Source organism: Streptomyces sp. CWNU-52B, from assembly GCF_047444975.1.
Taxonomy (GTDB): Bacteria; Actinomycetota; Actinomycetes; order Streptomycetales; family Streptomycetaceae; genus Streptomyces.
Genome location: NZ_JBLFJV010000008.1, coordinates 307,783 through 329,603 on the forward strand (window position 1 = coordinate 307,783; position 21,821 = coordinate 329,603).

Genomic DNA, 21,821 nt, shown 5'->3' on the forward strand with positions numbered 1-21,821 from the left:
TCGGCGACCCCTGTCGGCCCTTCTTCGCCCCTCCTGCTCCTTCCCGCCCGCTCCTGCCCCTCTCGTACCTCCGCGCTCGTCAGAGGATCGCGACCGGGGCCACGGGGGTGCCGGTGCCGCCGACGAAGGGTTCGGGCATCGCCGACAGCAGGAACGCGTAACGGCCGAGTTCTCCACAGGCTGTGGACAACTCTTCGAGATTCCAGTTCTGACCCTGGAGCATGCCCATTTCGACCAGGTCGAGGGCATGGACACCCAGCCACAAGTCCGCTATTTCAGGAGGAAATATCTCAAAGGTGAGGGTGTCGTTCGCGACCGCCGCGACATCGCGGGCGTGGAACCACTCCGGAGTGCGCACGGACAGACCGGGGGACGGGAAGGCGTACGCCTGCTTGTCGCCCGCGAGGCAGAGCTGGATCTGACCGGTGCGTACGAGGACGATGTCGCCCGGACCCACCTTCGTCCCGCCCAGTTCCTCGGCCGCTTCGAGGTCCTCCGGGGTCACCGCGTGCCCGCCGTCCAGGCGCTCCGTCCCGAGCGCGCGGGCCACGTCCAGCAGGACGCCGCGCGAGACGATGTGCCGGGGCTTGTCGATGCCGCTGAACCGGGCGCCCCCGTGGGCCGTGATCGTGTCGGCGGGGCGGCCGTTGTAGAGCTTCCCCGAGTGCGAGGCGTGGGTGAGCGCGTCCCAGTGGGTGGCCGCCTGGAGGCCCATCGTCACGACGTCGTCGCTGCACGCGACCGTGCCCGGACCGAACAGCTCCTGGTTGATCTGCACCATCGTGTGCAGCGGATCGACCCGGCCCGGGATCATCCCCGTCTGTACGCCGTCCTGCCGGAGCGGTAGCGCGAGCGGCACGCGCCGCCCGGTGCGGACGCTCGCGGCGGCCGCGCGGACGACCTCGTCGGTGATCAGGTTCAGCGTGCCGATCTCGTCCTCGGCACCCCAACGCCCCCAGTTGTTCACGCGCTTGGCGATCTCGTGGAACTCGGCCGGTAGTGACATGGGTGCTCCCCGGGGCTTGTCTCCAGGTATCTGACGGGTCGTAGAATCGGAGTCAAATCTAACGGACCGTCAGAAACTGCGGGAAGGGGCCGGGGCGTGGGGAACTTCTTGGCGGACAAGGTCATCGCCGTGACCGGGGCGGGCCGGGGCATCGGACGCGCGGTGGCACTGGCGGCGGCGGCCGAGGGCGCGCGGGTCGTCGTCAACGACTACGGGGTGTCCATCGAGGGCTCGGAGCCGACGAGTTCGGTGGCCGACGCCGTGGTCAAGGAGATCGGGGAGACCGGCGGGGAAGCGGTCGCCGTGGCCGACGACATCTCCACCATGGCGGGCGGACAGCGGATCGTCGACACGGCCCTGGAGACGTACGGGCACCTCGACGGCGTCGTCTGCGTGGCCGGGATCCTGCGTGAACGGATGCTCTTCAACATGTCCGAGGACGAGTGGGACCCGGTGCTCGCCACACATCTGAAGGGCACGTTCACCGTGTTCCGCGCTGCGTCCGCCGTCATGCGCCGGCAGGGGTCCGGGACCCTGATCGGGTTCACCAGCGGCAACCACCAGGGGTCCGTCTCGCAGGCCAACTACAGCGCCGCGAAGGGCGGGATCATCTCGCTCGTGCGGAGCGCCGCGCTCGGGCTCCACAAGTACGGGGTCACGGCGAACGCGGTCGCGCCGGTCGCCCGTACGCGCATGTCGGCGAACGTGCCGATGGAGCTGACGGAGATCGGCGAGCCCGAGGACGTGGCCGCACTGGTGGTCTACCTGCTCTCCGAGCGGGCCCGCGAGGAGCGGATCACCGGGCAGGTGTACACGATCGCGGGGCCGAAGATCGCGGTGTGGGCGCAACCGAGGGAACTCCGTTCCGGGTACGCGGAGGGGCGGTGGACGCCGGAGCGGATCGCGGACTTCCTGCCGGGGACGGTGGGGGTGGATCCCATGCCGTTGCTGGCGCGGGTGGAGGAGATGGAGCGGGCGGCACGCGTTGCGAAGGGGGCGCGGTAGGGGCTGGTCGGAGTCTTGCGGGTGCGGGTTGGCTGGGGTGCTGGTCGCGCCCACGCGGCGGAGCCGCAGATGTCACAGCCCCGCGCCCCCAAAAAAGAGGGCAGTGGGAGGGCACCTTGGATTTCGAGGTCACGTCGGAGGACTCGGCGTTTCGGTCGGAAGTGCGGGGCTGGCTCGCGGAGCACGTTCCGGGGGCCGGTTCGGGAGACCGCCGGAGCTGGGAACGGACGCTCGGCAAGGGCGGGTGGATCGGGCTCGGGTGGCGGGAGGAGGGGTACGGGAACCGGGCGGTCGGGCTCAGCCGGCAGGTGGTGTGGGCCGAGGAGTACGCGCGGTCCAGGGCGCCCGCCCGCAGCGGGCACATCGGGGAGAACCTCTTCGCCCCCACGCTCATCGCCCACGGCAGCCAGGAGCAGAAGGCGCGCTTCCTGCCGCCGATCGCCTCCGGTGACGAACTCTGGTGCCAGGGCTACAGCGAACCGGGGGCGGGGTCCGACCTCGCGGGCATCCGCACGGAGGCCGTGCGGGACGGCGGCGCGGGTGGCTACCGGATCAGCGGGCAGAAGATCTGGACCTCGCTCGCGCACGAGGCGGACTGGTGCTTCGTGCTGGCGCGTACGGAGGCGGGGTCCCGCAGGCATCGCGGGCTCAGCTTCCTGCTCGTACCCATGGACCAGCCCGGCCGGATCGACGTACGGCCGATCCGGCAGATGACCGGGACCAGCGAGTTCAACGAGGTCTTCTTCGACGGGGCGTACGCCCGCGCGGAGCATCTCGTCGGCGGCGAGGGCGACGGCTGGCAGGTCGCGATGAGCCTGCTCGGTTTCGAGCGGGGCGTCTCCACCCTGGCCCAGCAGATCGGCTTCGCACAGGAGTTGACGCGGGTCGTGGAGGCGGCCGTCGCCACGGGCGCGGTGGACGACCCGGTCGTACGGGAGCTGCTCGTGCGCCAGTGGGCCGAGTTGCGCACCATGCGGTGGAACGCGCTGCGCACCCTGGGGAGTTCGGCCGACCGGGGTGCCCCCAGCGCGGCCAAGCTGCTGTGGGGCGGGTGGCACCAGCGGCTGGGTGAACTGGCGATGCGGGTACGGGGTGCGGGCGCCGCGGTGGGGCCGGCGGACTGGACGGACGCGGCGCCGTACGAACTCGACGCGCTCCAGCACCTGTTCCTCTTCAGCCGGGCCGACACGATCTACGGCGGTTCGGACGAGATCCAGCGCACGATCATCGCCGAGCGCGTGCTCGGCCTTCCCAGGGAGGCGAAGGGCTGAGATGGGTGCGACGAGCTGGTGGAAGAAGGTGGGGGCGGCATGCGGGGCGTGATCTTCGACGGCGGGCAGACCCAGGTGGTGGACGACCTGGAGGTACGGGACCCGGGCCCTGGCGAGGTGCTGGTCGCGGTGTCGGCGGCGGGGCTGTGCCACAGCGACCTGTCCGTGGTGGACGGGACCATCCCCTTCCCCGTACCCGTGGTGCTCGGCCACGAGGGCGCGGGAGTCGTGGCCGAGGTGGGCGCGGGCGTCACCCACGTCGAGCCCGGCGATCACGTCTCCCTGTCCACGCTCGCGAACTGCGGTACGTGCGCGCAGTGCGACCGGGGGCGGCCCACCATGTGCCGCAAGGCGATCGGGATGCCGCAGCGGCCGTTCGTACGGGCCGGGCGGCCGCTCTACCAGTTCGCGTCCAACTCCGCCTTCGCGGAACGGACGGTGGTGAAGGCCGTCCAGGCGGTACGGATCCCGAAGGACATCCCGCTGGCGTCGGCCGCCCTGATCGGCTGCGGGGTGCTGACGGGCGTCGGGGCCGTGCTGAACCGGGCGCGGGTGGACCGCGGGGACAGCGTGGTCGTCATCGGCACGGGCGGGATCGGGCTCAACGTGATCCAGGGCGCGCGGCTCGCCGGGGCGCTCACGGTGGTCGCGGTGGACTCGAATCCGGCGAAGGAGGGAGTGGCGCGGCGGTTCGGGGCCGGGCACTTCCTCACCTCCACGCAGGGGGTACGGGACATCCTGCCGACCGGCGCCGACCACGTCTTCGAGTGCGTGGGCAGGGTGGAACTCGTACGGCAGGCCGTCGACCTGCTCGACCGGCACGGGCAGGCGGTGCTGCTCGGGGTGCCGCCCGCCGACGCCGAGGCGTCCTTCCTCGTCTCGTCGATGTATCTGGACAAGTCGATCCTGGGCTGCCGGTACGGGTCCTCGCGGCCGCAGCGGGACATCGCGCTGTACGCGGACCTGTACCGCGAGGGCCGGCTACTGCTGGACGAGCTGGTGACGGAGACGTACCCGGTGGAGGACTTCGAGAAGGCGGCGGCGGACGCGGGGGCGGGGCGGGTGGCACGGGCGGTCCTGACGTTCTGACCGTCCCGTGGCCCTCTCCGGCGTCGGCGCCGGGCCGGTCCGGACGGGGCGCGTTATAGTCACAAGGTCGCGAAAAACGATGTTCCGCGGGCCCACCCGCCGGACATCGCTCGTACATCGATGCAGAGGGTTCTGATCGGTGAGCGTCTCCTTGCCGAGACCGGGCGTCCCGTCCGCTCTCGGCGCTTACCACCGCCGCCGCGTGCCGGCGCGACAGAGGAGCGCATCATGCAGAAGACCCCTGCCCCTGCCCCTGCCCCTGCCACTGCCCTTGCCACTTCCACCGACACTGCCGTCGCCGTTGTCGGAGCGGGACTGGGCGGGCTGACGCTCGCCCGGGTGCTTCAGACGCACGGTGTCGCCGCGACGGTCTACGAGGGCGAGGCGTCGGCGACGGCCCGTGCGCAGGGCGGCCTGCTCGACATGCACGTGGAGACCGGACAGGTCGCGCTCCGTGCGGCCGGTCTCCACGACGAGTTCCTCACCCTGGTCCGCCCGGGTGAGGACGCCAAGCGTGTGGTCGACCGCCACGGCACGGTCCTGTTCGACCTGCCCGGGGACCCCGCTTCGGCCCGTCCGGAGGTGGACCGCGGCGAACTCAGGCGCCTGCTCATCGACTCGCTGGCGCCCGGGACGATCAGGTGGGGCCACAAGCTCGCCTCGGTCCGGCACCGGGTGGCGGGCGGCTACGACCTCGGCTTCGCGGACGGTTCCGCCACGCGGGCCGACCTCGTCGTCGGCGCGGACGGTTCCTGGTCGACGGTGCGCGCGCTGCTCACCCCCGCCGAGCCGCTCTACAGCGGCACCTGCTTCACCGAGATCGCCTTCTCCCCGGACGCCCCTGATGCTCCGGACGCCTTGGACGGCCAGTACGGCCAGGACCGCCGGGCGAGCGTGGCCGCGATCGGCGACGGCACGCTGATGGCGGTCGCGCCGGGCAAGGGCATCATCGCCCACCGCTACGCCGACGGGCGGGTGCGCGGATACGTGGCGCTGAACAAGCCGGAGGGGTGGATGAGGTCGATCGACTTCAGCGACCCGTCCGCGGGCCTGCGGCGACTCGCCGCCGAGTTCGACGGCTGGTCGCCGCTGCTGACCGCCTTGGTGACCCGGAGCGACGCGGAGCCGTGGCTCCGGCCCATCTACGCCCTGCCCGTCGGGCTCACCTGGGAGCGGGTGCCCGGCGTGACGCTCGTCGGCGACGCCGCGCATCTGATGTCGCCCTTCGCAGGCGAGGGCGCGAACCTCGCCATGTACGACGGTGCCGACCTGGCGGGCGAGTTGGTGGCGCGACCCGACGTCGAGGCCGCGCTCGCCGCGTACGAGGAGCGGCTGTTCCTGCGGGGCGGTGACGCCGCCGGCCGGTCGGCGAAGAACCTGGAGACCTTCTTCGGCAGCGAGGCACCACGGAGCGTGGTCAGCCTGTTCGATCGCTCCTGACGCGGGCGACGGCGGCCGACGGCGCCCGCCGTCGCCCGACGCGACGTCCGTTTCCCGCCAGCGGGCGCAGGCGCGTCGAGCCAGCATGGGCGCATGACCAGGTACACCGTGCTCCCCGTCGACACAGCCACCCTCAAGGAACTGCGGATCACCGACGACGCGGGCCGCCCCTGCGTCCCGTACCTCGCGACCCGCGACGACGAAGGCTCCCCGCCGCGCTGCTGTCTGCGTCCCATCAGGCTCGGCGAACGGATCGCCCTCGTCTCGTACGCCCCGCTGCGGCGCTGGGCCGCCTCGAAGGGCGCGCGTCCGGGGGCGTACGACGAACAGGGGCCCGTCTTCATCCACGCCGACGACTGCGGCGGGTTCGTGCCCGGCGAGACCTACCCCTTCGACCGGCCGGGCGCCCTGCGTACCGTGCGCCGCTACGACGCCCGGGGCCGGATCGCCGGTGGCCGCCTGCTGGAGATCCCGGTCGACACCACGGCCGGCTTCGACGCGGCCTTCGACGACGCGTTCAGCGACCCGGAGGTGGTGCTCGTGCACGTCCGGGCGCTGGAGTACGGCTGCTTCCACTTCGAGGTGCGACGGCCCGGCGCCGAGGAGCGGTAGCCGCCCGGCACCGTTCGCACCGTTCAGCGGAACGTGCGGCGGTACGACGTCGGGGTGACCCCCAGGGTGGACTGGAGATGCTGGCGCATCGACTGGGCCGTGCCGAAGCCGGCGTCCCGGGCGACCTGGTCGATGGACAGCTCGGTGGATTCGAGGAGGTGGCGGGCCCTTTCGACCCGCTGCTGGGTGAGCCACTGCCCGGGGCTGATCCCGGCCTCCTCCCGGAACCGCCGCGTGAACGTCCGTACCGACATCGCCTCCCGCGCGGCCATGTCCCGCAGCTGGATCGGCTCGTGCAGCCGGCCCAGCGCCCAGGCGCGGGCGGCGGTCGTGGTGGCCGACCGCGGTTCGGGCACGGGCCGTTGGACGTACTGCGCCTGCCCGCCGTCACGGTGCGGCGGTACGACCGTGCGGCGGGCCACCTCGTTGGCGACGGCCGTCCCGTGGTCGCGGCGCACGATGTGGACGCACAGGTCGATGCCGGCCGCGACACCGGCGGAGGTCAGGATGTCCCCGTCGTCGATGAACAGCACGTCGGCGTCGACCCGCACCTTCGGGAAGGTCCGCTGGAAGTGCTCGGCGGACGCCCAGTGCGTGGTCGCCGGGCGCCCGTCGAGCAGACCGGCGGCGGCGAGGACGTACCCGCCCGTGCAGATGGAGACGAGCCGGGTGCCCGGCCGGATCAGGGCGAGGGCCGCGGCCAGCTCGTCTGTGAGCACGCCCTGGTCGTGGACCGGGCCGAACTCGTAGAAGGCGGGGATGACGACGGTGTCGGCGGTGGCCAGCGCCTCGGGCCCGTTCTCCACCAGCACGGAGAAGTCGGCGTCCGTCTCGACCGGGCCGGGCGGCCGGACCGAGCAGGTGACGATCTCGTACAGGTCCCGGCCCTTCGCGTCCCGGGCGCGTCCGAAGATGCGCTGCGGGATGCCCAGTTCGAAGGGGAGGAGGCCGTCCAGGGCGAGGACGACGACACGGTGCCGGCGGAGCGGCTTGTGCGTCACGTGCGTACCCATGGCCCGATCCTATTCAATGGTGTCCTTCGGGCCACTCGTTCGGGGGAGGGGCAGGGCGCAAGCTCGTTGACGTGACACAGACAACCGATGCCGCGGCTGATACCGGCAAGGCATCCGCGCAGGACTCCGGAGCCGGACGCCGCGGGCGGCGCACGCGCGTACGCCGGGGGCACCGCGTGCACCGGGCGTGGTTCGTGGCGGCCGTCACCTTCGTGACGATCATCGGCGCGGCGGCCTTCCGCTCGCTGCCTGGCCTGCTGATCGACCCGTTGCACGAGGAATTCGACTGGTCGCGGGGCACGATCGGCCTCGCGGTCTCCGTCAACCTCGCGCTGTACGGGCTGACGGCGCCGTTCGCCGCCGCGCTGATGGACCGGTTCGGGATCCGGCGGGTCGTCGCGCTCGCCCTGCTCGTGATCGCGATCGGCTCGGGCGCCACGGTGTGGATGACCGCCGCGTGGCAGCTGCTGCTGTGCTGGGGGCTGCTCGTGGGGCTCGGCTCGGGCTCGATGGCCCTCGCCTTCGCCGCGACCGTCACCAACCGCTGGTTCACCGAGCGGCGCGGCCTCGTCACCGGCATCCTCACCGCCGCCTCGGCCTCCGGTCAGCTGATCTTCCTGCCGGTGCTGTCCTGGATCGTCTCGGAGCACGACTGGCGCCCGGCCGCCGTGACGGTGTCGCTGGCGGCGCTCGCGGTCGTGCCGTTCGTCTGGCTGCTGCTGCGCGACCACCCGGCGGACGTGGGCCTGGCGCCGTACGGAGCGGAGCGGTTCGTCGAGAAGCCGGCGCCGGTACCGGGAGCGGCGCGCCGCACCGTCAAGGTCCTCGTCTCCGCCGCGCGCACCGGACCCTTCTGGCTGCTCGCGGGGACGTTCGCGATCTGCGGCGCCTCGACCAACGGCCTGGTCCAGACCCACTTCGTGCCCGCGGCCCACGACCACGGCATGCCGATCACGGCGGCGGCCTCGCTGCTCGCGGTGATCGGTGTCTTCGACGTGGTCGGCACGATCGCCTCCGGCTGGTTCACGGACCGCTTCGACCCGCGCCGCCTGCTGGCGGTGTACTACGCCCTGCGCGGCATCTCCCTTCTCTTCCTCCCCCTCCTCCTGGCCCCCTCGGTCCACCCGCCGATGGTCTTCTTCATCGTCTTCTACGGCCTGGACTGGGTCGCCACGGTCCCGCCCACGATCGCCCTGTGCCGCGACCAGTTCGGCGACGACAGCGCGATCGTCTTCGGCTGGGTCCTCGCCTCCCACCAGGTCGGCGCGGCCCTCGTGGCCTTCCTGGGCGGCGTCGCCCGCGACACCTTCGGCTCGTACGACGTGATGTGGTACGCGTCGGGGGCGCTGTGCGCGGCGGCGGCGCTGATGGCACTGGTGATCCGGCGACGCCGGCCGGTGCCGCCGGGAGCGGTGGCCGTGTGAGGTGGCGCGTGGCGCCGGGTTCAGCCGTCAGGCGCCACATAGCAGAGCGCCTCGCTGGAACGGCCTGCGCCGTAGTGGTGCGTGGCCCGGCCGGTCCTGAGCCAGCCGAGGCGTTCGTAGAGGCGGATGGCCGCGGTGTCCTTGACCATGACGTCCAGCACCAGGCGGCGGCCGGTGCTCAGCCCGTAGTCCATGGCGGCCCGGACCAACCGCTCGCCCAGGGCGGCCTGCCGGGCGTCCCTGACGACGAAGAGCCGGGCCAGTACCCCGAGGCACCGTGCGTCGTCCCCCGCTTGCTCGGCCCACAGGGACACGGCGTCCTCACCGTCCGGCCGCATCACCGCGACATGGCCGACGATCCTTCGCCCCGCCTCCGCGACCCAGGAGGCCAGTACCTGGTCCTCGTCCGACCGCAGCCATGCCTCCGGGTGGGCAACACCTTCGACCGGGTAGCCGTCGGTGGCGTGCACTTCCGTCAAGGCCGCGGCGGCCCCGGGGAGATCCGAGTCCTCGAAGCGGCGGATGACGACGTCGCTGTCCATGCTGGGCTCCTGTTGAGGCCGGCGGGTCGGTGTTCGGCGTTCAGTCGACGGGGAGTTCGTAGAGCAGGCCGGTGCGGTCCGCCCGGTGCACGTACCGGGACACCTCGAAGGGTTCGCCCTCCTGGTCCAGGCTCGTATGCAGGACTTCGAGGACCGGAACCCCAGGGGGCAGGCCGAGAACCGCCGCCTCGGCCGGTATCGGCATGCGCGCCGTGATCTCGTCCCGTACGCGTGTCATGACGTGACCGAGTTCTTCGAGACGGCCGTAGATGCCGTCCTTGCCGGTTCCGGGCCGCGTCAGCGCCGTGTTCTGTGCTTCGGCCCACCGGAGATACGTGGACACGATCTGGACGGGTTCGTCGTCGGCGAAGTAGTGGTTCTCCCGATGCAGCACGCTCTCGTCGTCGACGGGGATGTTCAGACGGTCGGCGATGTCCTGAGGAGGACGTTCCCGGGTGATGCTCACGACATCGATACGGGCCTCCATGCCCTGCCGCTCGGCTTCCAGCCGGAAGGGGGTGAGGCCGGTCTCGCGGTTCCGTCGCGAGTAGCGGTCGCTGCCGAACCGGAACAGCCGCTGCGGCTCCCGTACGAAGACTCCGCTCCCGTGACGGGCCGTCACCAGACCTTCTTCGGCGAGGAGGCGGATCGCCTCGCGGGCCGTGTTCCGTGCGGCCCCGTACTGCTGGGCGAGGGCGCGTTCCGAGGGCAGCTTGCCGCCTGGAGCGAGATGACCGGTATTGATGGCGGCTCGCAGTTCGTCCGCGATGCGCCTGCTCGGCGGCTGGTTCGAGGAGTGGCCGGAGTCTGAAGCTGTCATACGCGCAGCATATCAAGTGGCTTGAGCCAGTGACTTGACGTGCTCGGTCTTCCTTGGTCAAACTGGCTTGAGCCAGTAACGGCCGACAGTCTGTGCCGAACCATGCCGGGGTGGTGCCCTACCGCCAAGCAGACACACCGCCCCGGCTCCCTCGGAAGGGAGCTTTCATGATGCCTGTTACATCACCGGCTGCGGGAGAGGTGGGCGCGTGAGCTACGACCGGAACGCCGTCCACACGCCTCCTCCGGGCTTGAGGCTGTTGCCCTGGGAGACCGACACGGGTAAGCCGTGCTTCCTGTCCACGAACGGCAGTGGTGGACGGCTGTCCAGGCTCGCGGACGAAGTGGAGGCGGAGCAACTCCGGGACGGGGCCGACGTCCTCACGGGCGCGAGGGCTGTCCTGGGTGATCGCAAGGCGGGAGAGTACGCGCTGCGGCGAGCCCTGCGGGCGGCTACGCACGTGCTCGGAGACGTGCTGCGCGTCGCCGACAGCCGGGGCGCCAGGTTGCCCCGACCGGACGGTGACGGCGGGGACGGCGACGGTGACGGAGGTGACGGACCACTGATCGCCGAGACGCGCGGATGAGCCCGCCGGGGCAGTGCTGTGCGTGACGGTCAGATGAAGCGGCCCTTGTGGAACAGCAGGGGGCGTTCGGCCTCGGTTGTTGTGTCCAGGGCGTCCACCCGGCCGATGACGATGAGGTGGTCGCCGCCCGTGTGTACCGCGTGGATCGTGCAGTCGATCCACGCGAGGGTGCCCGCCAGGCGGGGGGAGCCGGTGGCCGGGGCCGCGTCGTACGTGACGCCCGCGAACTTGTCCCCGCCGCTCACCGCGAAGCCGCGGCACAGCTCGCCCTGGTGGGCGGCCAGGACGTTGACGCAGAAGACGCCCGCGCGGGCGATGCGCGGCCAGGTCGTCGACGTACGGCTGACCATGAAGGTGACGAGCGGGGGGTCGAGGGAGAGGGAGGAGAAGGACTGGCAGGCGAATCCCGCGGGCCGGTCGTCCTCGTCGCCGCCTTCGCCGCGCGCCGTGACGGGGGCCGTGATCACTGTCACGCCGGTCGCGAAGGTGCCCAGTACGTTCCTGAAGTCGGCCGGGGCGATGGTCGCGCGCTCGTCCTCGCCGACGCATCGCAGTTCGGGGCGCGGCAGGGGTTCCACGGGCGTTCCGGTCGTTCCCGTCGTGCCGGTCGCCCTGAGGTAGCGGACGGCTGCCGCGGCCATTCCTGCGTGTCCCATCACACCGTCCATTGAAGCTGACGATGCGTCAGATGGGAAGGGCTCCGTTCGCTCAGCGGCCCTCGAACCGTGGGCCGCGGCGCTCCACGAACGCCGTTACGCCTTCGGCCGCGTCCCTCGTCGTCATGTTGATCTCCTGGGCGGCGGCCTCGGCCGTGAACGCGGTGGCGCGGTCGGAGTCCAGGGAGGCGTTCACCAGTTGTTTGGTGAGGGCGAGGGAGCGGGTGGGGCCGGTGGCGAGGCGGTCGGCCCAGGCGCGGGCCGTCTTCTCCAACTCGTCGTCCGGGACGACCCTGTTGACCAGGCCCAGGTGGTACGCGTCCGTGGCGGTGAGGGCGTCGCCGAAGAACATCAGCTCCTTCGCCCGCTGCGGGCCTATCAGGCGAGGGAGGAGGTAGGCGCCGCCGCCGTCGGGGACCAGGCCGCGGCGGGCGAACACCTCGATGAACTTGGCCGATTCCGCGGCGAGGATCAGGTCGCAGGCGTAGGCGAGGTGGGCGCCGAGGCCGGCTGCGGTGCCGTTCACTGCGGCGAGTACGGGTTTCTCGCAGTCCAGGACTGCGGTGATGAGGCGTTGGGCGCCGTTGCGGATGACGCGGGCGACGTCTCCGGGGACTCGGTCCCCTGGGGGTGGGCCGCCTCGTAGGTCTGCGCCGGCGCAGAATCCGCGGCCTGTCGCTGTGAGGACGACCGCGTGGGTGTCGGGGTCGGCGGATGCGGTGTCCAGGAGGTGGATGAGGTGGTCTCGGTGTTCGGGGGTGAGGGCGTTCATGGACTCGGGCCGGTTGAGGGTGATCCATGACGTGTGGTTGTCGAGGGTGTGATTTATCAACGGCTTCTCCGTTCGGTCCAGGGTCAGCGTGCCCCTGCGGGGCTTGGGCAGGTTTGTTGGTGCGGGTCCGCTGGGGCTGAGCGCGCAGTTCCCCGCGCTCCCCTGCGGGGCTTGGGCAGGTTTGTTGGTGCGGGTGCGTTGTGGCCGGTCGCGCAGTTCCCCGCGCCCCTGGGTAGGTGGGGGTTCAGCGGTGCTGTCGGGTGCGGGTTTGTTGTGGTTGAGCGCGCCGTTCCTCGCGCCCCTGGCGAGTGGGCGTAGGGGTGTGGCGGGATGTGTGGCCGCAGCGTACGACGACTCCCACCCACCCTCGCGAACGTGGTCGGCCCGACGCGTTTCCGGCTGCGGACGCACGTCCCGACACGCCCCCACCCGCACCCGACCACCACCCTCCACCCCCACCCACCCCAGGGGCGCGGGGAACTGCGCGCTCAGCCCCCACGCACCCGCAGACACCACACAACCCCAGGCCCCACCCACCCCAGGGGCGCGGGGAACTGCGCGCCCAGCCCCCACGCACCCGCAGACACCACACAACCCCAGACCCCACCCACCCCAGGGGCGCGGGGAACTGCGCGCCCAGCCCCCACGCACCCGCAGACAGAACACAACCCCAGACCCCACCCACCCAGGGGCGCGAGGAACTGCGCGACCAGCCACGATGCACCCGCAGACAAACAACGGCCCAAGCCCCGCAGGGCACCGCGGGGAACTGCGCGCCCAGCCCCCACCGGGCCCGCAGACGAACAACGCGGCCCAAGCCCCGCAGGGCCCGCAGACAACCAACGGCTAGAAGCAAACCGCCAGCGCGTCCAGCGCCACCGCCCCCTGCCCCCGCGGCAACACCATCAACGGGTTGATGTCCAGCTCGGACAGCTCGCCGTCCAGTTCCAGTGCCATCCGCTGGACGCGCAGGACCACCTCCACCAGCGCGTCGAGGTCCGCCGGAGGCCGACCCCGGACGCCGTCCAGCAAGGCCCGCCCCCGCAACTCCCCGAGCATCGACCGCGCCTGGTCCTCGCCGAACGGCGGCACCCGTACCGCCGTGTCCTGGAGGACCTCGACCAGCACCCCGCCCAGCCCGACCGTCACCGTCGGACCGAAGAGCTCGTCGTGGGTCACGCCGACGACCATCTCGACGCCGGGCTCCACCATCTGGCACACCAGAACCCCGTCGAGCGACACGTCCTCGTAGCGGGCGATGTCGGTCAGATCGCGGTACGCGTCCCTGACCTGGCTCGCCGAGGTGAGGCCGATCTTCACCAGACCCAGTTCCGTCTTGTGGGCGAGCCGCGCGCCGGACGCCTTCATCACCACGGGGTACCCGACCAGCCCGGCGGCCCGCACCGCCGCCGCCGCGCTGGTCACCAACTGCTCCCGCGGCACCCGGATCCCGTACGCGCGCAGCAACTGCTTCGCCGCGTGCTCGCTGAGCCTGCTGCCCGGACGCATCAGCGCCCGTGCCTTGCGGCAGGACGGCGACAGGCTGCGCGGTGCCTCGTCGAAGGGGGAGCGGTAGGACGCGGCGAACCGGGCGTGGTCCAGGTGGGCGCGTACCGCCGTGATGCAGTTCGCGAACGTGCGGAAGGTCGCGACCCGCGAGGAGCCGAGCAGCGTCTCGCGGTACGCGGACTCCGTGCCGACCGGCGATCCCCACACCACGCACACCAGTTTGTCCGTCTGCTCCGCCGCGTCCACCAGGTCCTGCGCGAGCCGGTCGCTCATCGGCGGGAACGGACCCGTGATCGGGCAGATGAGCACCCCGACCGCCGGATCCGCCAGGATCGCGTCGATGATCTTCCGGCCGCGCCAGTCCCCGACGGGGTGGCCGCCGTTGTCGACGGGGTTCGTGACGTCCAGGTACTCGGGTATCCACTGGTGCAGTTCCGCCTGCTTGGCGGCGGAGAGCGCCGGCAGCCGCAGCCCCGCCTCGGTCGCCAGGTCCGAGAAGTGGGCCCCCGTACCACCGGAGATCGAGTAGACGGCCACCCCGTCCGCGGACGGCGGCCGGGCGCGCGCCAACAGGGCGGCGGTGTCCTGCAGTTCGTCGAGGCCGTCCACCCGCACGACCCCGTACTGGCGCATCGCGGCGTCCACCACCGCGTCCGCGCCGGTCAGCTTGCCGGTGTGGGAGGCGGCCGTACGGGCGCCCGTCTCGGTGCGGCCGACCTTGACCGCGACGACGGGCACGCCACGCCGGGCGGCCCGGTCGGCGGCCAGCAGGAAGGAGCGGCCGTCCTTCAGCCCCTCGACGTAACAGGCGATGACGCCCACCTCGGGCCGCTCGGCGAAGTACGAGATGAAGTCGGCGCTCTCCAGGTCGGCCTCGTTGCCGGTGGGGGCCCAGTGGGAGAGGCGGATGCCCAGCTCCTGGAGGGTGAAGACCGGTCGGCCCTGGTGCCCGGACTGGGTGATCAGCGCGATCGCCGGCCCGTCCAGGTCGTCGCGGAACCTCTCGAACGCGTTGAGGTTGGTGTTCGGGCCGAGCAGCCGCAGCCCGGAGCGCTGCACGGCGGCGGCGAGCCGTGCCTGCTCGGCGGCGCCCTCCGCTCCCGTCTCGGCGAACCCGGAGGCGAAGGCCACCGCGAACCGCACCTTGGTGTCGGCGAGTTGCTCGATCACGGGGAGCGGGTCGGAGACCAACAGCACGGCCAGGTCGACCTGTTCGGGCAGATCGGCCACCGAGGCGACGCAAGGGATGCCGAACACCGACTCACGGGTGGGGTGCACCGGGTGCAGCCGGGCGCCCACCCGCTCGGCCCAGGCGAGCAGTTGGCGGGTGATGCCGGTGTTCGGGCGCCCCTCCGCGTCGGAGGCGCCGACGACGGCCACCGACTCGGGGCGGAAGAAGCGGTCCAGATCGGGTACGCCGGCGTACAGTGGCCGGCCGCTGACGTCGAGGTCGTCGGTGGCGGCCGGTCTGCCGTGCACGGCAGGGGCCGGTTGCTCGCCGCAGGCGATGACCCGGGCCCGGCGGGAGTCGGTGGTGAGGGTGCCGTGGGTTGATCCAAGCATCGGTCCGCCCGCTCCTGAGTGGCTGCCAATAACTGACGCACTGTCAGATTACTGAACTGACGGCGCGTCAGGAACGGGTCTGCAGGCAAAAGAACTTGTGGCGGACACAGGTTTGACGTCCGGGCGGTCACCGGTCCCGGTGGCCGGCGCAGCCGCTCTTCGTCTCGGCCGTGCTCTTGAGCCGGTTCACCCAGTCCTTGAGGCCGGCGTCGAGGGCGGCCTGGTTGCCGGGGATGTCGGCCTCGGCGGGAGCGCCCGCCCAGGACTCCTCGGTGGTGGCGAGTACGCCGCCCTTGACCTGCTTGAAGGTGAACAGGTGCACGCCGTCGATGCCGTTCACGGGCGCGGCCCACGCGGTGCACCGGCCCAGCTCGACCGACGTGACGGTCGACGTGACCTTCATGTTCTGCGGGGACCAGTCGAAGACCGAGCCAGGTCGCAGCGGTCCGGGCGTCTTCTTCTGCGCCGGTGTGATCTCCGGGATCCAGCTGGACCACGCGTCGATGTCGGTGTGCAGCTTCCAGACCGTCTTCAGCGGTGCCTTGATCAGGGCGCCGGCCCGGCTGATGACCGGTGCGTCCTTGTCGACGGTCACGCCCCGGCATTCCTGGAAGGCTCCGGCGCCGGAGCCGGGCTGCGTCCGGGGCGCGGGGTGGGTTTCGTGCGCCGCGGCGACGGACGGTGCGGTGAAGGCCGTCGCCATGGCGACCGCGGCGACGGTCGAGCCCTGAATGAGCCTGCGCAGTGTGTTCGTCATGTCGTTCTCTTCTCTCTCTTTTTCGGTGGTTTCGGATGGCTGACCCGGGTCACGCCTCCGGGACGATGACGACCTTGCCGGCGACGGTGCGGGACTCGGCGAGGGTCAGCGCCGAGGCGGCGGCCGACAGCGGGATCTTCGCGGCGATCTGCGGGGTGAGGACGTCGTCGGCCACCAGGCGCAGCACCTGGGTGAGGTCCTCGGTCATCCGCTGCTGCCAGGACGCGCGGCAGCGGCGCTTGCCGGCCCAGAAGTTGTAGAAGTGCGCGCTCTTGCCGTTGGGCAGGGAGTTCCACGCGGCGAGCCGTGCGAACAGCTTCATCACCGGCAGCTGGGAGCTGCCCTCGTCGTCCTTGGTGGCGGCGGTGCCGTAGGAGACGAGTGTTCCGCCCTTGCGCAGCAACTGCCACGACTGCTCCACTCCGGCGCCGCCGACGTGGTCGAACACCGCGTCCACGCCTCCCGGGGCGAGCTCGTGGATCCGGGCGTACATGTCCGGGTCGCGGTAGTCGACCGGGGTCGCGCCCAGCTCGCGCACGGTCTCGTGGTGGCGCTCCGAGGCCGTGCCGATCACGGTGATGCCGGCGTGACGGGCCAGTTGGACGAGGGTGGAGCCGACGCCGCCGTTGGCGCCCAGGACGACGATCGTGCCGCCGGTGCGGACCTTGGCGATGCGGTGCAGCATCTGCCAGGCGGTGATGCCGTTGACGGCCACGGTCTCGGCGGCGGCGGAGTCCACCTCGTCCGGTACGGGCATCAGGTCCACGGCGTCGACGAGGAGGTGGCTGGCCCACGCGCCGACCTTGGTGACCGCGGCGAACCGGCGTCCGACGAGTGTGGTGTCGACCTCCGGGCCGACCGCCGTGACGGTGCCGACGAGGTCGTAGCCGGGGACGAAGGGGAACGGGGGCTGGTCGTAGTACTTGCCGCGGCGCATCTGCTGCTCGGCGAACGAGACGCCGGTCGCGTCCATGCGCAGGACGACCTGGCCCTTGGCCGGTGCGGGGAGGTCGCGGGTGCGGAGCTCCAGGCCGTCGGGCTCGACCAGGCCGGGGAGGACGATTTCTGTGACGGTGGTGGTGGCGGTGCTGGTCATGGCGTGTCCCCTGAATGCTTCGGCTGTGTGCTTACGGATGTAAGGCTATACGCGTTAGTTGAGGATCCGCAAGAGGATTCGGCAGTAAACTTCACGGTGTAAGGCAACGGGCGTGTCGGGTCGCGCGGCGGATGCTTCGGGGTGGGTGTCGGAGTGGTTGGTGCGGGTGGTCGGCTGCGGCCCCGGTGGGGGCTGGTCGCGCAGTTCCCCGCGCCCCTGGCAAGCGGGCCGCGCCCCCGGTCCACCGGTGCGGCCCGGACGGCGGCGGGGCGGCGACGGCCGGCGGGGTGATCATGGAGGGGCGCTCTCTTCTCGATGGGTCGAGCCGCCAGACTTGTGCCGACGTACCCGTGCTCGCATCGGCGAACTTCACCTACCGGTCGACAGCCGGTGATACCCGGGTGGTGCCCGTCGCCTAACGTAGGCGGCATGACCTCGGCTCACTCTCCCGGTCAACTCGTCGGCAGGCAGGCTGAGACCGGACGCCTCGACGAGTTGACCGGCGCCGCGCGCGAGGGCCGGGGCGGGGCGCTGGTCCTGCGGGGCGAGGCGGGCATCGGCAAGAGCGCGCTGCTGGAGCACGTACAGCGGGCGGCCTTCGGGTTCCGTACCGTCCGGGCGTGCGGGTCGCAGTACGAGCGGGAGTTGCCGTTCGCCGCCCTCCACCAGCTCTGCGTGCCGTTGCTGCCGCACCTCGCCGAACTGCCCGACGGGCACGGCGAGACCCTGCGGAACGCGTTCGGCCTGGTCGCCGGTGAGCCGGACGTGTTCCGCATCGGCCTCGCGACCCTGGAACTGCTGTCCTGCGCGGCCCGGGAGAGCCCGCTGCTGTGTCTGGTCGACGACGCCCAGTGGCTGGACGCGGCGTCCTCGAAGGTACTGACCTTCCTCGCCCGGCGCGTCAGCTGCGAGCCCGTCGCCCTCGTGTTCGCGGCCAGGCCGGACCGTACGGAGGGCGAACTGGACGAACTGCCCGGCCTGTCCGTCGGCGGGCTCAGCGACACCGAGGCGCGGTCCTTCCTGGCGGCGAAGAGCCATGCGACGCTCGACGACCAGGTCCGCCAGCGGATCATGGCCGAGGCGCGCGGCAACCCCCTGGCACTGCTCGAACTGCCCCGGGACGGTGGCTTCGCCCCGCCGGACACGACGTCGGTGCCGAACCGGATCGAGCGCAGCTTCCGGGCCAGGCTCGACGAACTGCCCGAGGCGGCACGGCTGTTGCTGACCGTCGCGAGCGCCGACCCGACCGGCGACCCGGGCCTGCTGTGGCCCGCCGCGCGGCGACTGGACCTCGACGTGACGGCGTCCGGCGCCGCCGCGACCGCCACCGGCCTCGTCGAGTTCGCCACCCGCGTCCGCTTCTGCCACCCGCTGGCCAGGTCCGCGGTCTACCGGGCCGCGGAGCCCGGCCGGCGCCGTACCGCCCACCGGGTCCTCGCCGAGGTCACCGACCCGGTCACGGACCCCGACCGGCGTGCCTGGCACCGCGCCCAGGCCGGTACGGGCCCCGACGAGGACATCGCCGCCGAGCTGGAGCGCTCCGCGGTCCGTGCCCGGTCGCGCGGCGGCGCGGTGGCCGCGGCGGCCTTCCTCGAACGCGCGGCGGAGCTGTCCCTGGACGCCGGCCGGCGGACCGAACGCACCCTCACGGCCGTGGAGGCCAAGCTCTACGCGGGCCTCGCCGACAGCGCGGCGCGGCTCCTGACGACCGTCGAGAACGCGGCACTCGACGAACTCCAGCACGCCAGGGTCGATCTGCTGCGCGGCCAGATCGCCTACGTACGCAACAACGACGGCGACGGCCCGATGTTCATGCTGCGCGCCGCACAGCGCCTCGTGGACGTGGACCCGGAATGGTCCCGCGAGCGCTTCCTGGACGCGCTGGAGATGAGCCTCGTGGTCGGCCGGGCCACCGGTGTGATGGACATGGTCCTCGCGGCGGCCCGGTCCGCGGCGCCCGCACCGCGTTCCCGGAACGTCCAAGGAGCCGAAGGAGCTGAAGGAGCTGAAGGAGCCGAGGGAGCTGAAGGAGCCGAGGGAGCCGAGGGTGTTCCGGACGTCCTCGACGCGTTGATCCGGCTGGACGCGGACGGACACCGGGCCGCGGTCCCGCTGGTCCGGAGCGTCCTCGACGGTGACGGCGACGCGCCGATGTGGACCCGGCGGCCCGCACTCGCCGTCATGCTCGCGGGCGAACTGTTCGACCCGCACGCCCTCGGAGCGATCATCGAGTGGCTGATGAAGACCGGCCGTGAGTCGGGTTCGCCGCTCATACTGCGCCTGGGCCTCGCCCAGCTGGCGTCCTACTCCGTACTGACCGGCGACCTGGGGCAGGCGATGGAGGCCATCGCCGAGGAGGCTGCCGTCGCCGACGCGGCCGGCGGGCACCCGGTGACGTACCACCGGCTGCAGCTGGCGGCGATGCGTGGCCGTCGCGAGGAGGCGCTGGAGCTGTTCGAGACGGTCACCACGGCGGCGACCGCGCGTGGCACCGGGCAGCTGATCGCCAACGTCCACGTGGCGGAGGCCGTGCTGCACAACAGCCTGGGCGACTACCCGGCCGCACTGACCGCGGCCCGGCAGGCCGCCGAGCACGGCGACCTCTTCCTCGCCGGGTTCGCCCTGCCCGAGCTGGTGGAGGCGGCCGTCCGGTGCGGCGAGCACGACGAGGCCGCCAGGGCGCTGGAGGCGCTGACCGAGCGCACCGAGGCGAGCGGGACCGTCTCGGGCCTGGGCATCGCGGCGTACGCACGCGCGCTGGTGACCGGGGTCGAGGACCACTACCGGGCGGCCATCACGTACCTGGAGAAGAGCCCCATGCTCCCGTACCTGGCCAGGTCCCATCTCCTGTACGGGCAGTGGCTGCGGCGCGAGGGCCGTCGGCGGGACTGCCGCCGGCATCTGCGTACCGCGCACGAGCTGCTGTCCGGGGCGGGCATCGAGGCGTTCGCCCGGCGGGCCGCGGACGAGCTGCGGGCCACCGGCGAGAAGGCCCTCGACCGGTCCGGGACCAGGTACGACCAGCTCACCGCGCAGGAGGTGTACATCGCCCGGCTCGTCGCCACCGGGGCGACGTCCAAGGAGATCGCCGGGCGGCTGTTCCTCAGCCCGCGCACGATAGACGCCCACCTGCGGAACATCTTCCGCAAGCTCGGCATCTCCTCCCGCAGGCAGCTCAGGGACCACCCCGGCCTCGGCGGCGCGGGAGAGGGGCGAGGGGGAGCGAGGGGATGATCGGGGCATGGCCATGAGCGACGACACCCCCACCCCGCCCGTCGAGCCCGTCCCGCCCGGCGAGCCCGCTGAGATCTCCGAGTTCGTACGGTTGTTGCGGGCCCAGCGGGTCTGGGACACCGAGCTGCCGGACTTCGACCCGGCCGGGGCCCCGGCCGATCCGCTGCCGCTCTTCGAGCAGTGGTTCGCCGGGGCCGTGGCCGCCGGGCAGCGTGAGCCGCACACGATGTCGCTGGCCACGGCGGACGCCGACGGCCTGCCCGACGTACGCACCGTGATGCTGCACGGCGCCGACGCGCGGGGCTGGCACTTCGCCTCCCACGCGGGCAGCCGCAAGGGCCGGCACCTGGCGTCCCGCCCGTACGCGGCGCTCGGCTTCTACTGGCCGGCGCAGGGCAGGCAGGTCAGGGTGCGCGGCCCGGTGACCGTCGCCCCGCCCGAGGTCGCGCGCGCCGACCTGCGGGCCCGCTCGGCCGGGGCGCTCGCCTCCGCGCTGGTGGGGCGGCAGAGCGAAGTGCTGGAGTCGTACGAGGAGTTGACGCGCGCCTCGGACGCGGCGTGGGAGCGGGCCCGTCGTGAGCCGGACGCGGCCGTGCCGTCGTGGACGGTGTACGTCCTGGACCCGGACGAGGTGGAGTTCTTCCAGGGCGACGCGCGCCGCCGGCACGTACGGCTCACCTATCGCCGCACGAAGGCGGACGGTGCGGACGGCACACCGTGGCGCAAGGAGTTGCTGTGGCCGTAGCGCTGTAGCGGCACGTATCCAGTGGTGGGCCGGTGGGCCGGTGGGCCGGTGGTCAGGGCAGCGTGGGTTCGAGGTCGACTTCGGGGTCGGTGGCCAGGCGGGCGTGCAGATGGACGTCCCGGAAGGCGTCCAGGCGCCCCGCCTGGAACATCGCCTCGCGCAGGGTCCCCTCGCACGGGTAGCCGCACCGCTCGGCGATCCGGCACGACGCCTCGTGGCCGAGCGCGTGTCCCAGTTCCAGCCGGTGCAGGCCGAGTTCCTCGAAGGCCCAGCGTGAGGCCAGGGCGAGCGCGCGGGTGGCCACCTGGCGGCCACGGGCGTCGGGCAGCACCCAGTAGCCGACGCGGGCGACGCGTATGACGTGGTCGATGTCGTTGACCCCGATGTGCCCGAGCCGCAGGCCGTTCCGGGCGTCCGTCACGCAGAAGGAGGTACTCACCCCCTCCTGGGCCGTCTTGATCCGTGCCCGCAGCGAGTCCTGCGCCTGGGCCCGGGTGTCCACCGGTCTGAGCGGAGTGTTCCACCGCTGGAACTCGGGGTCGGTGTAGCCGCGCAGCCACGCCTGGACGTCCTCCTCGGCGTCCGCGTCCCAGGGGCGGAGCCACAGTCCGTAGCCGTGGATCTCGGGCAGGGGGAGGGAGGAGGACTCGTACAAGTCGGTCATCGGGCCATTGAACAACG

General features: G+C 72.1%; 19 protein-coding genes. 9 read left to right on the forward strand and 10 right to left on the reverse strand.

Annotated elements, in window-relative coordinates:
- Positions 1-79: 79 nt before the first annotated feature.
- Positions 80-1,006, reverse strand: coding sequence for a cyclase family protein (locus ACLVWQ_RS12285; protein ID WP_414108437.1), 927 nt, complete (start codon positions 1,004-1,006; stop codon positions 80-82).
- Between the two features lie 96 nt (positions 1,007-1,102).
- On the opposite strand from ACLVWQ_RS12285, the gene ACLVWQ_RS12290 reads away from it, so the two are divergent.
- From ACLVWQ_RS12290 to ACLVWQ_RS12310, 5 genes are all read left to right on the forward strand, one after another.
- Positions 1,103-2,011 carry an SDR family oxidoreductase gene (locus tag ACLVWQ_RS12290; RefSeq protein ID WP_414108439.1) on the forward strand — a complete coding sequence of 303 codons (909 nt, stop codon included), beginning with the start codon at positions 1,103-1,105 and terminating at the stop codon, positions 2,009-2,011.
- 116 nt (positions 2,012-2,127) lie between these two features.
- On the forward strand, positions 2,128-3,282 hold the full coding sequence (locus ACLVWQ_RS12295; RefSeq protein WP_414108440.1) for an acyl-CoA dehydrogenase family protein: 1,155 nt from the start codon (positions 2,128-2,130) through the stop codon (positions 3,280-3,282).
- A gap of 39 nt (positions 3,283-3,321) precedes the next feature.
- Positions 3,322-4,371 carry a Zn-dependent alcohol dehydrogenase gene (locus ACLVWQ_RS12300; protein WP_414108441.1) on the forward strand — a complete coding sequence of 350 codons (1,050 nt, stop codon included), beginning with the start codon at positions 3,322-3,324 and terminating at the stop codon, positions 4,369-4,371.
- A gap of 228 nt (positions 4,372-4,599) precedes the next feature.
- The gene (locus ACLVWQ_RS12305) at positions 4,600-5,811 is read left to right on the forward strand and encodes an FAD-dependent oxidoreductase (RefSeq protein ID WP_414108443.1); all 1,212 of its coding nucleotides are present in this window, start codon (positions 4,600-4,602) and stop codon (positions 5,809-5,811) included.
- A gap of 93 nt (positions 5,812-5,904) precedes the next feature.
- Positions 5,905-6,423: a DUF1203 domain-containing protein gene (locus tag ACLVWQ_RS12310; protein ID WP_414108444.1), complete on the forward strand. Its 519-nt coding sequence runs from the start codon at positions 5,905-5,907 to the stop codon at positions 6,421-6,423.
- 23 nt (positions 6,424-6,446) lie between these two features.
- On the opposite strand, the gene ACLVWQ_RS12315 is transcribed toward ACLVWQ_RS12310, so the two are convergent.
- Positions 6,447-7,436, reverse strand: coding sequence for a GlxA family transcriptional regulator (locus ACLVWQ_RS12315; RefSeq protein ID WP_414108446.1), 990 nt, complete (start codon positions 7,434-7,436; stop codon positions 6,447-6,449).
- Positions 7,437-7,507: 71 nt separating this feature from the next.
- Here ACLVWQ_RS12315 and ACLVWQ_RS12320 point away from each other — a divergent pair, with 71 nt between their 5' ends.
- Positions 7,508-8,860 (forward strand): MFS transporter, encoded by a 1,353-nt coding sequence (locus ACLVWQ_RS12320; protein ID WP_414108447.1) that lies wholly within the window; start codon positions 7,508-7,510, stop codon positions 8,858-8,860.
- Between the two features lie 20 nt (positions 8,861-8,880).
- On the opposite strand, the gene ACLVWQ_RS12325 is transcribed toward ACLVWQ_RS12320, so the two are convergent.
- Positions 8,881-9,402, reverse strand: a complete 522-nt coding sequence (locus ACLVWQ_RS12325) for an N-acetyltransferase family protein (RefSeq protein ID WP_414108449.1) — start codon at positions 9,400-9,402, stop codon at positions 8,881-8,883.
- Between the two features lie 40 nt (positions 9,403-9,442).
- On the reverse strand, positions 9,443-10,222 hold the full coding sequence (locus ACLVWQ_RS12330) for a GntR family transcriptional regulator (protein ID WP_414108450.1): 780 nt from the start codon (positions 10,220-10,222) through the stop codon (positions 9,443-9,445).
- Positions 10,223-10,430: 208 nt separating this feature from the next.
- Between ACLVWQ_RS12330 and ACLVWQ_RS12335 the strand changes: the two genes are divergently transcribed.
- Positions 10,431-10,808, forward strand: a complete 378-nt coding sequence (locus tag ACLVWQ_RS12335) for a hypothetical protein (RefSeq protein WP_414108451.1) — start codon at positions 10,431-10,433, stop codon at positions 10,806-10,808.
- Between the two features lie 29 nt (positions 10,809-10,837).
- On the opposite strand, the gene ACLVWQ_RS12340 is transcribed toward ACLVWQ_RS12335, so the two are convergent.
- From ACLVWQ_RS12340 to ACLVWQ_RS12360, 5 genes are all read right to left on the reverse strand, one after another.
- A complete protein-coding gene (locus ACLVWQ_RS12340) occupies positions 10,838-11,464 on the reverse strand; it encodes a flavin reductase family protein (protein WP_414108453.1) in 627 nt (208 codons plus the stop codon).
- 52 nt (positions 11,465-11,516) lie between these two features.
- Positions 11,517-12,296, reverse strand: a complete 780-nt coding sequence (locus ACLVWQ_RS12345) for an enoyl-CoA hydratase/isomerase family protein (protein ID WP_414108454.1) — start codon at positions 12,294-12,296, stop codon at positions 11,517-11,519.
- Between the two features lie 786 nt (positions 12,297-13,082).
- Positions 13,083-15,308, reverse strand: a complete 2,226-nt coding sequence (locus ACLVWQ_RS12350; protein ID WP_414108455.1) for an acetate--CoA ligase family protein — start codon at positions 15,306-15,308, stop codon at positions 13,083-13,085.
- Between the two features lie 127 nt (positions 15,309-15,435).
- The gene (locus ACLVWQ_RS12355) at positions 15,436-16,065 is read right to left on the reverse strand and encodes an SRPBCC family protein (RefSeq protein ID WP_414108456.1); all 630 of its coding nucleotides are present in this window, start codon (positions 16,063-16,065) and stop codon (positions 15,436-15,438) included.
- Positions 16,066-16,114: 49 nt separating this feature from the next.
- Entirely contained in the window at positions 16,115-17,161 is a 1,047-nt protein-coding gene (locus tag ACLVWQ_RS12360; protein WP_414108457.1) for a medium chain dehydrogenase/reductase family protein, read from the reverse strand.
- Positions 17,162-17,590: 429 nt separating this feature from the next.
- Between ACLVWQ_RS12360 and ACLVWQ_RS12365 the strand changes: the two genes are divergently transcribed.
- Both ACLVWQ_RS12365 and ACLVWQ_RS12370 read left to right on the forward strand, forming a co-directional pair.
- A complete protein-coding gene (locus ACLVWQ_RS12365; protein ID WP_414108458.1) occupies positions 17,591-20,395 on the forward strand; it encodes an ATP-binding protein in 2,805 nt (934 codons plus the stop codon).
- 13 nt (positions 20,396-20,408) lie between these two features.
- The gene (locus ACLVWQ_RS12370; protein ID WP_414108484.1) at positions 20,409-21,140 is read left to right on the forward strand and encodes a pyridoxal 5'-phosphate synthase; all 732 of its coding nucleotides are present in this window, start codon (positions 20,409-20,411) and stop codon (positions 21,138-21,140) included.
- 52 nt (positions 21,141-21,192) lie between these two features.
- Here ACLVWQ_RS12370 and ACLVWQ_RS12375 read toward each other — a convergent pair whose 3' ends face one another.
- The gene (locus tag ACLVWQ_RS12375) at positions 21,193-21,804 is read right to left on the reverse strand and encodes a GNAT family N-acetyltransferase (RefSeq protein ID WP_414108459.1); all 612 of its coding nucleotides are present in this window, start codon (positions 21,802-21,804) and stop codon (positions 21,193-21,195) included.
- Between the last annotated feature and the right edge of the window lie 17 nt (positions 21,805-21,821).

What these genes read in the sequence shown, in the direction of transcription:
- ACLVWQ_RS12375 (WP_414108459.1), bottom strand. Translation starts at nt 21,804, where the DNA reads ATGACCGACTTGTACGAGTCCTCCTCCCTCCCCCTGCCCGAGATCCAC.
- ACLVWQ_RS12350 (WP_414108455.1), bottom strand. Translation starts at nt 15,308, where the DNA reads ATGCTTGGATCAACCCACGGCACCCTCACCACCGACTCCCGCCGGGCC.
- ACLVWQ_RS12325 (WP_414108449.1), bottom strand. Translation starts at nt 9,402, where the DNA reads ATGGACAGCGACGTCGTCATCCGCCGCTTCGAGGACTCGGATCTCCCC.
- ACLVWQ_RS12310 (WP_414108444.1), top strand. Translation starts at nt 5,905, where the DNA reads ATGACCAGGTACACCGTGCTCCCCGTCGACACAGCCACCCTCAAGGAA.
- ACLVWQ_RS12370 (WP_414108484.1), top strand. Translation starts at nt 20,409, where the DNA reads ATGAGCGACGACACCCCCACCCCGCCCGTCGAGCCCGTCCCGCCCGGC.
- ACLVWQ_RS12340 (WP_414108453.1), bottom strand. Translation starts at nt 11,464, where the DNA reads ATGGGACACGCAGGAATGGCCGCGGCAGCCGTCCGCTACCTCAGGGCG.
- ACLVWQ_RS12365 (WP_414108458.1), top strand. Translation starts at nt 17,591, where the DNA reads ATGACCTCGGCTCACTCTCCCGGTCAACTCGTCGGCAGGCAGGCTGAG.
- ACLVWQ_RS12360 (WP_414108457.1), bottom strand. Translation starts at nt 17,161, where the DNA reads ATGACCAGCACCGCCACCACCACCGTCACAGAAATCGTCCTCCCCGGC.
- ACLVWQ_RS12305 (WP_414108443.1), top strand. Translation starts at nt 4,600, where the DNA reads ATGCAGAAGACCCCTGCCCCTGCCCCTGCCCCTGCCACTGCCCTTGCC.
- ACLVWQ_RS12300 (WP_414108441.1), top strand. Translation starts at nt 3,322, where the DNA reads ATGCGGGGCGTGATCTTCGACGGCGGGCAGACCCAGGTGGTGGACGAC.
- ACLVWQ_RS12285 (WP_414108437.1), bottom strand. Translation starts at nt 1,006, where the DNA reads ATGTCACTACCGGCCGAGTTCCACGAGATCGCCAAGCGCGTGAACAAC.
- ACLVWQ_RS12330 (WP_414108450.1), bottom strand. Translation starts at nt 10,222, where the DNA reads ATGACAGCTTCAGACTCCGGCCACTCCTCGAACCAGCCGCCGAGCAGG.
- ACLVWQ_RS12355 (WP_414108456.1), bottom strand. Translation starts at nt 16,065, where the DNA reads ATGACGAACACACTGCGCAGGCTCATTCAGGGCTCGACCGTCGCCGCG.
- ACLVWQ_RS12315 (WP_414108446.1), bottom strand. Translation starts at nt 7,436, where the DNA reads ATGGGTACGCACGTGACGCACAAGCCGCTCCGCCGGCACCGTGTCGTC.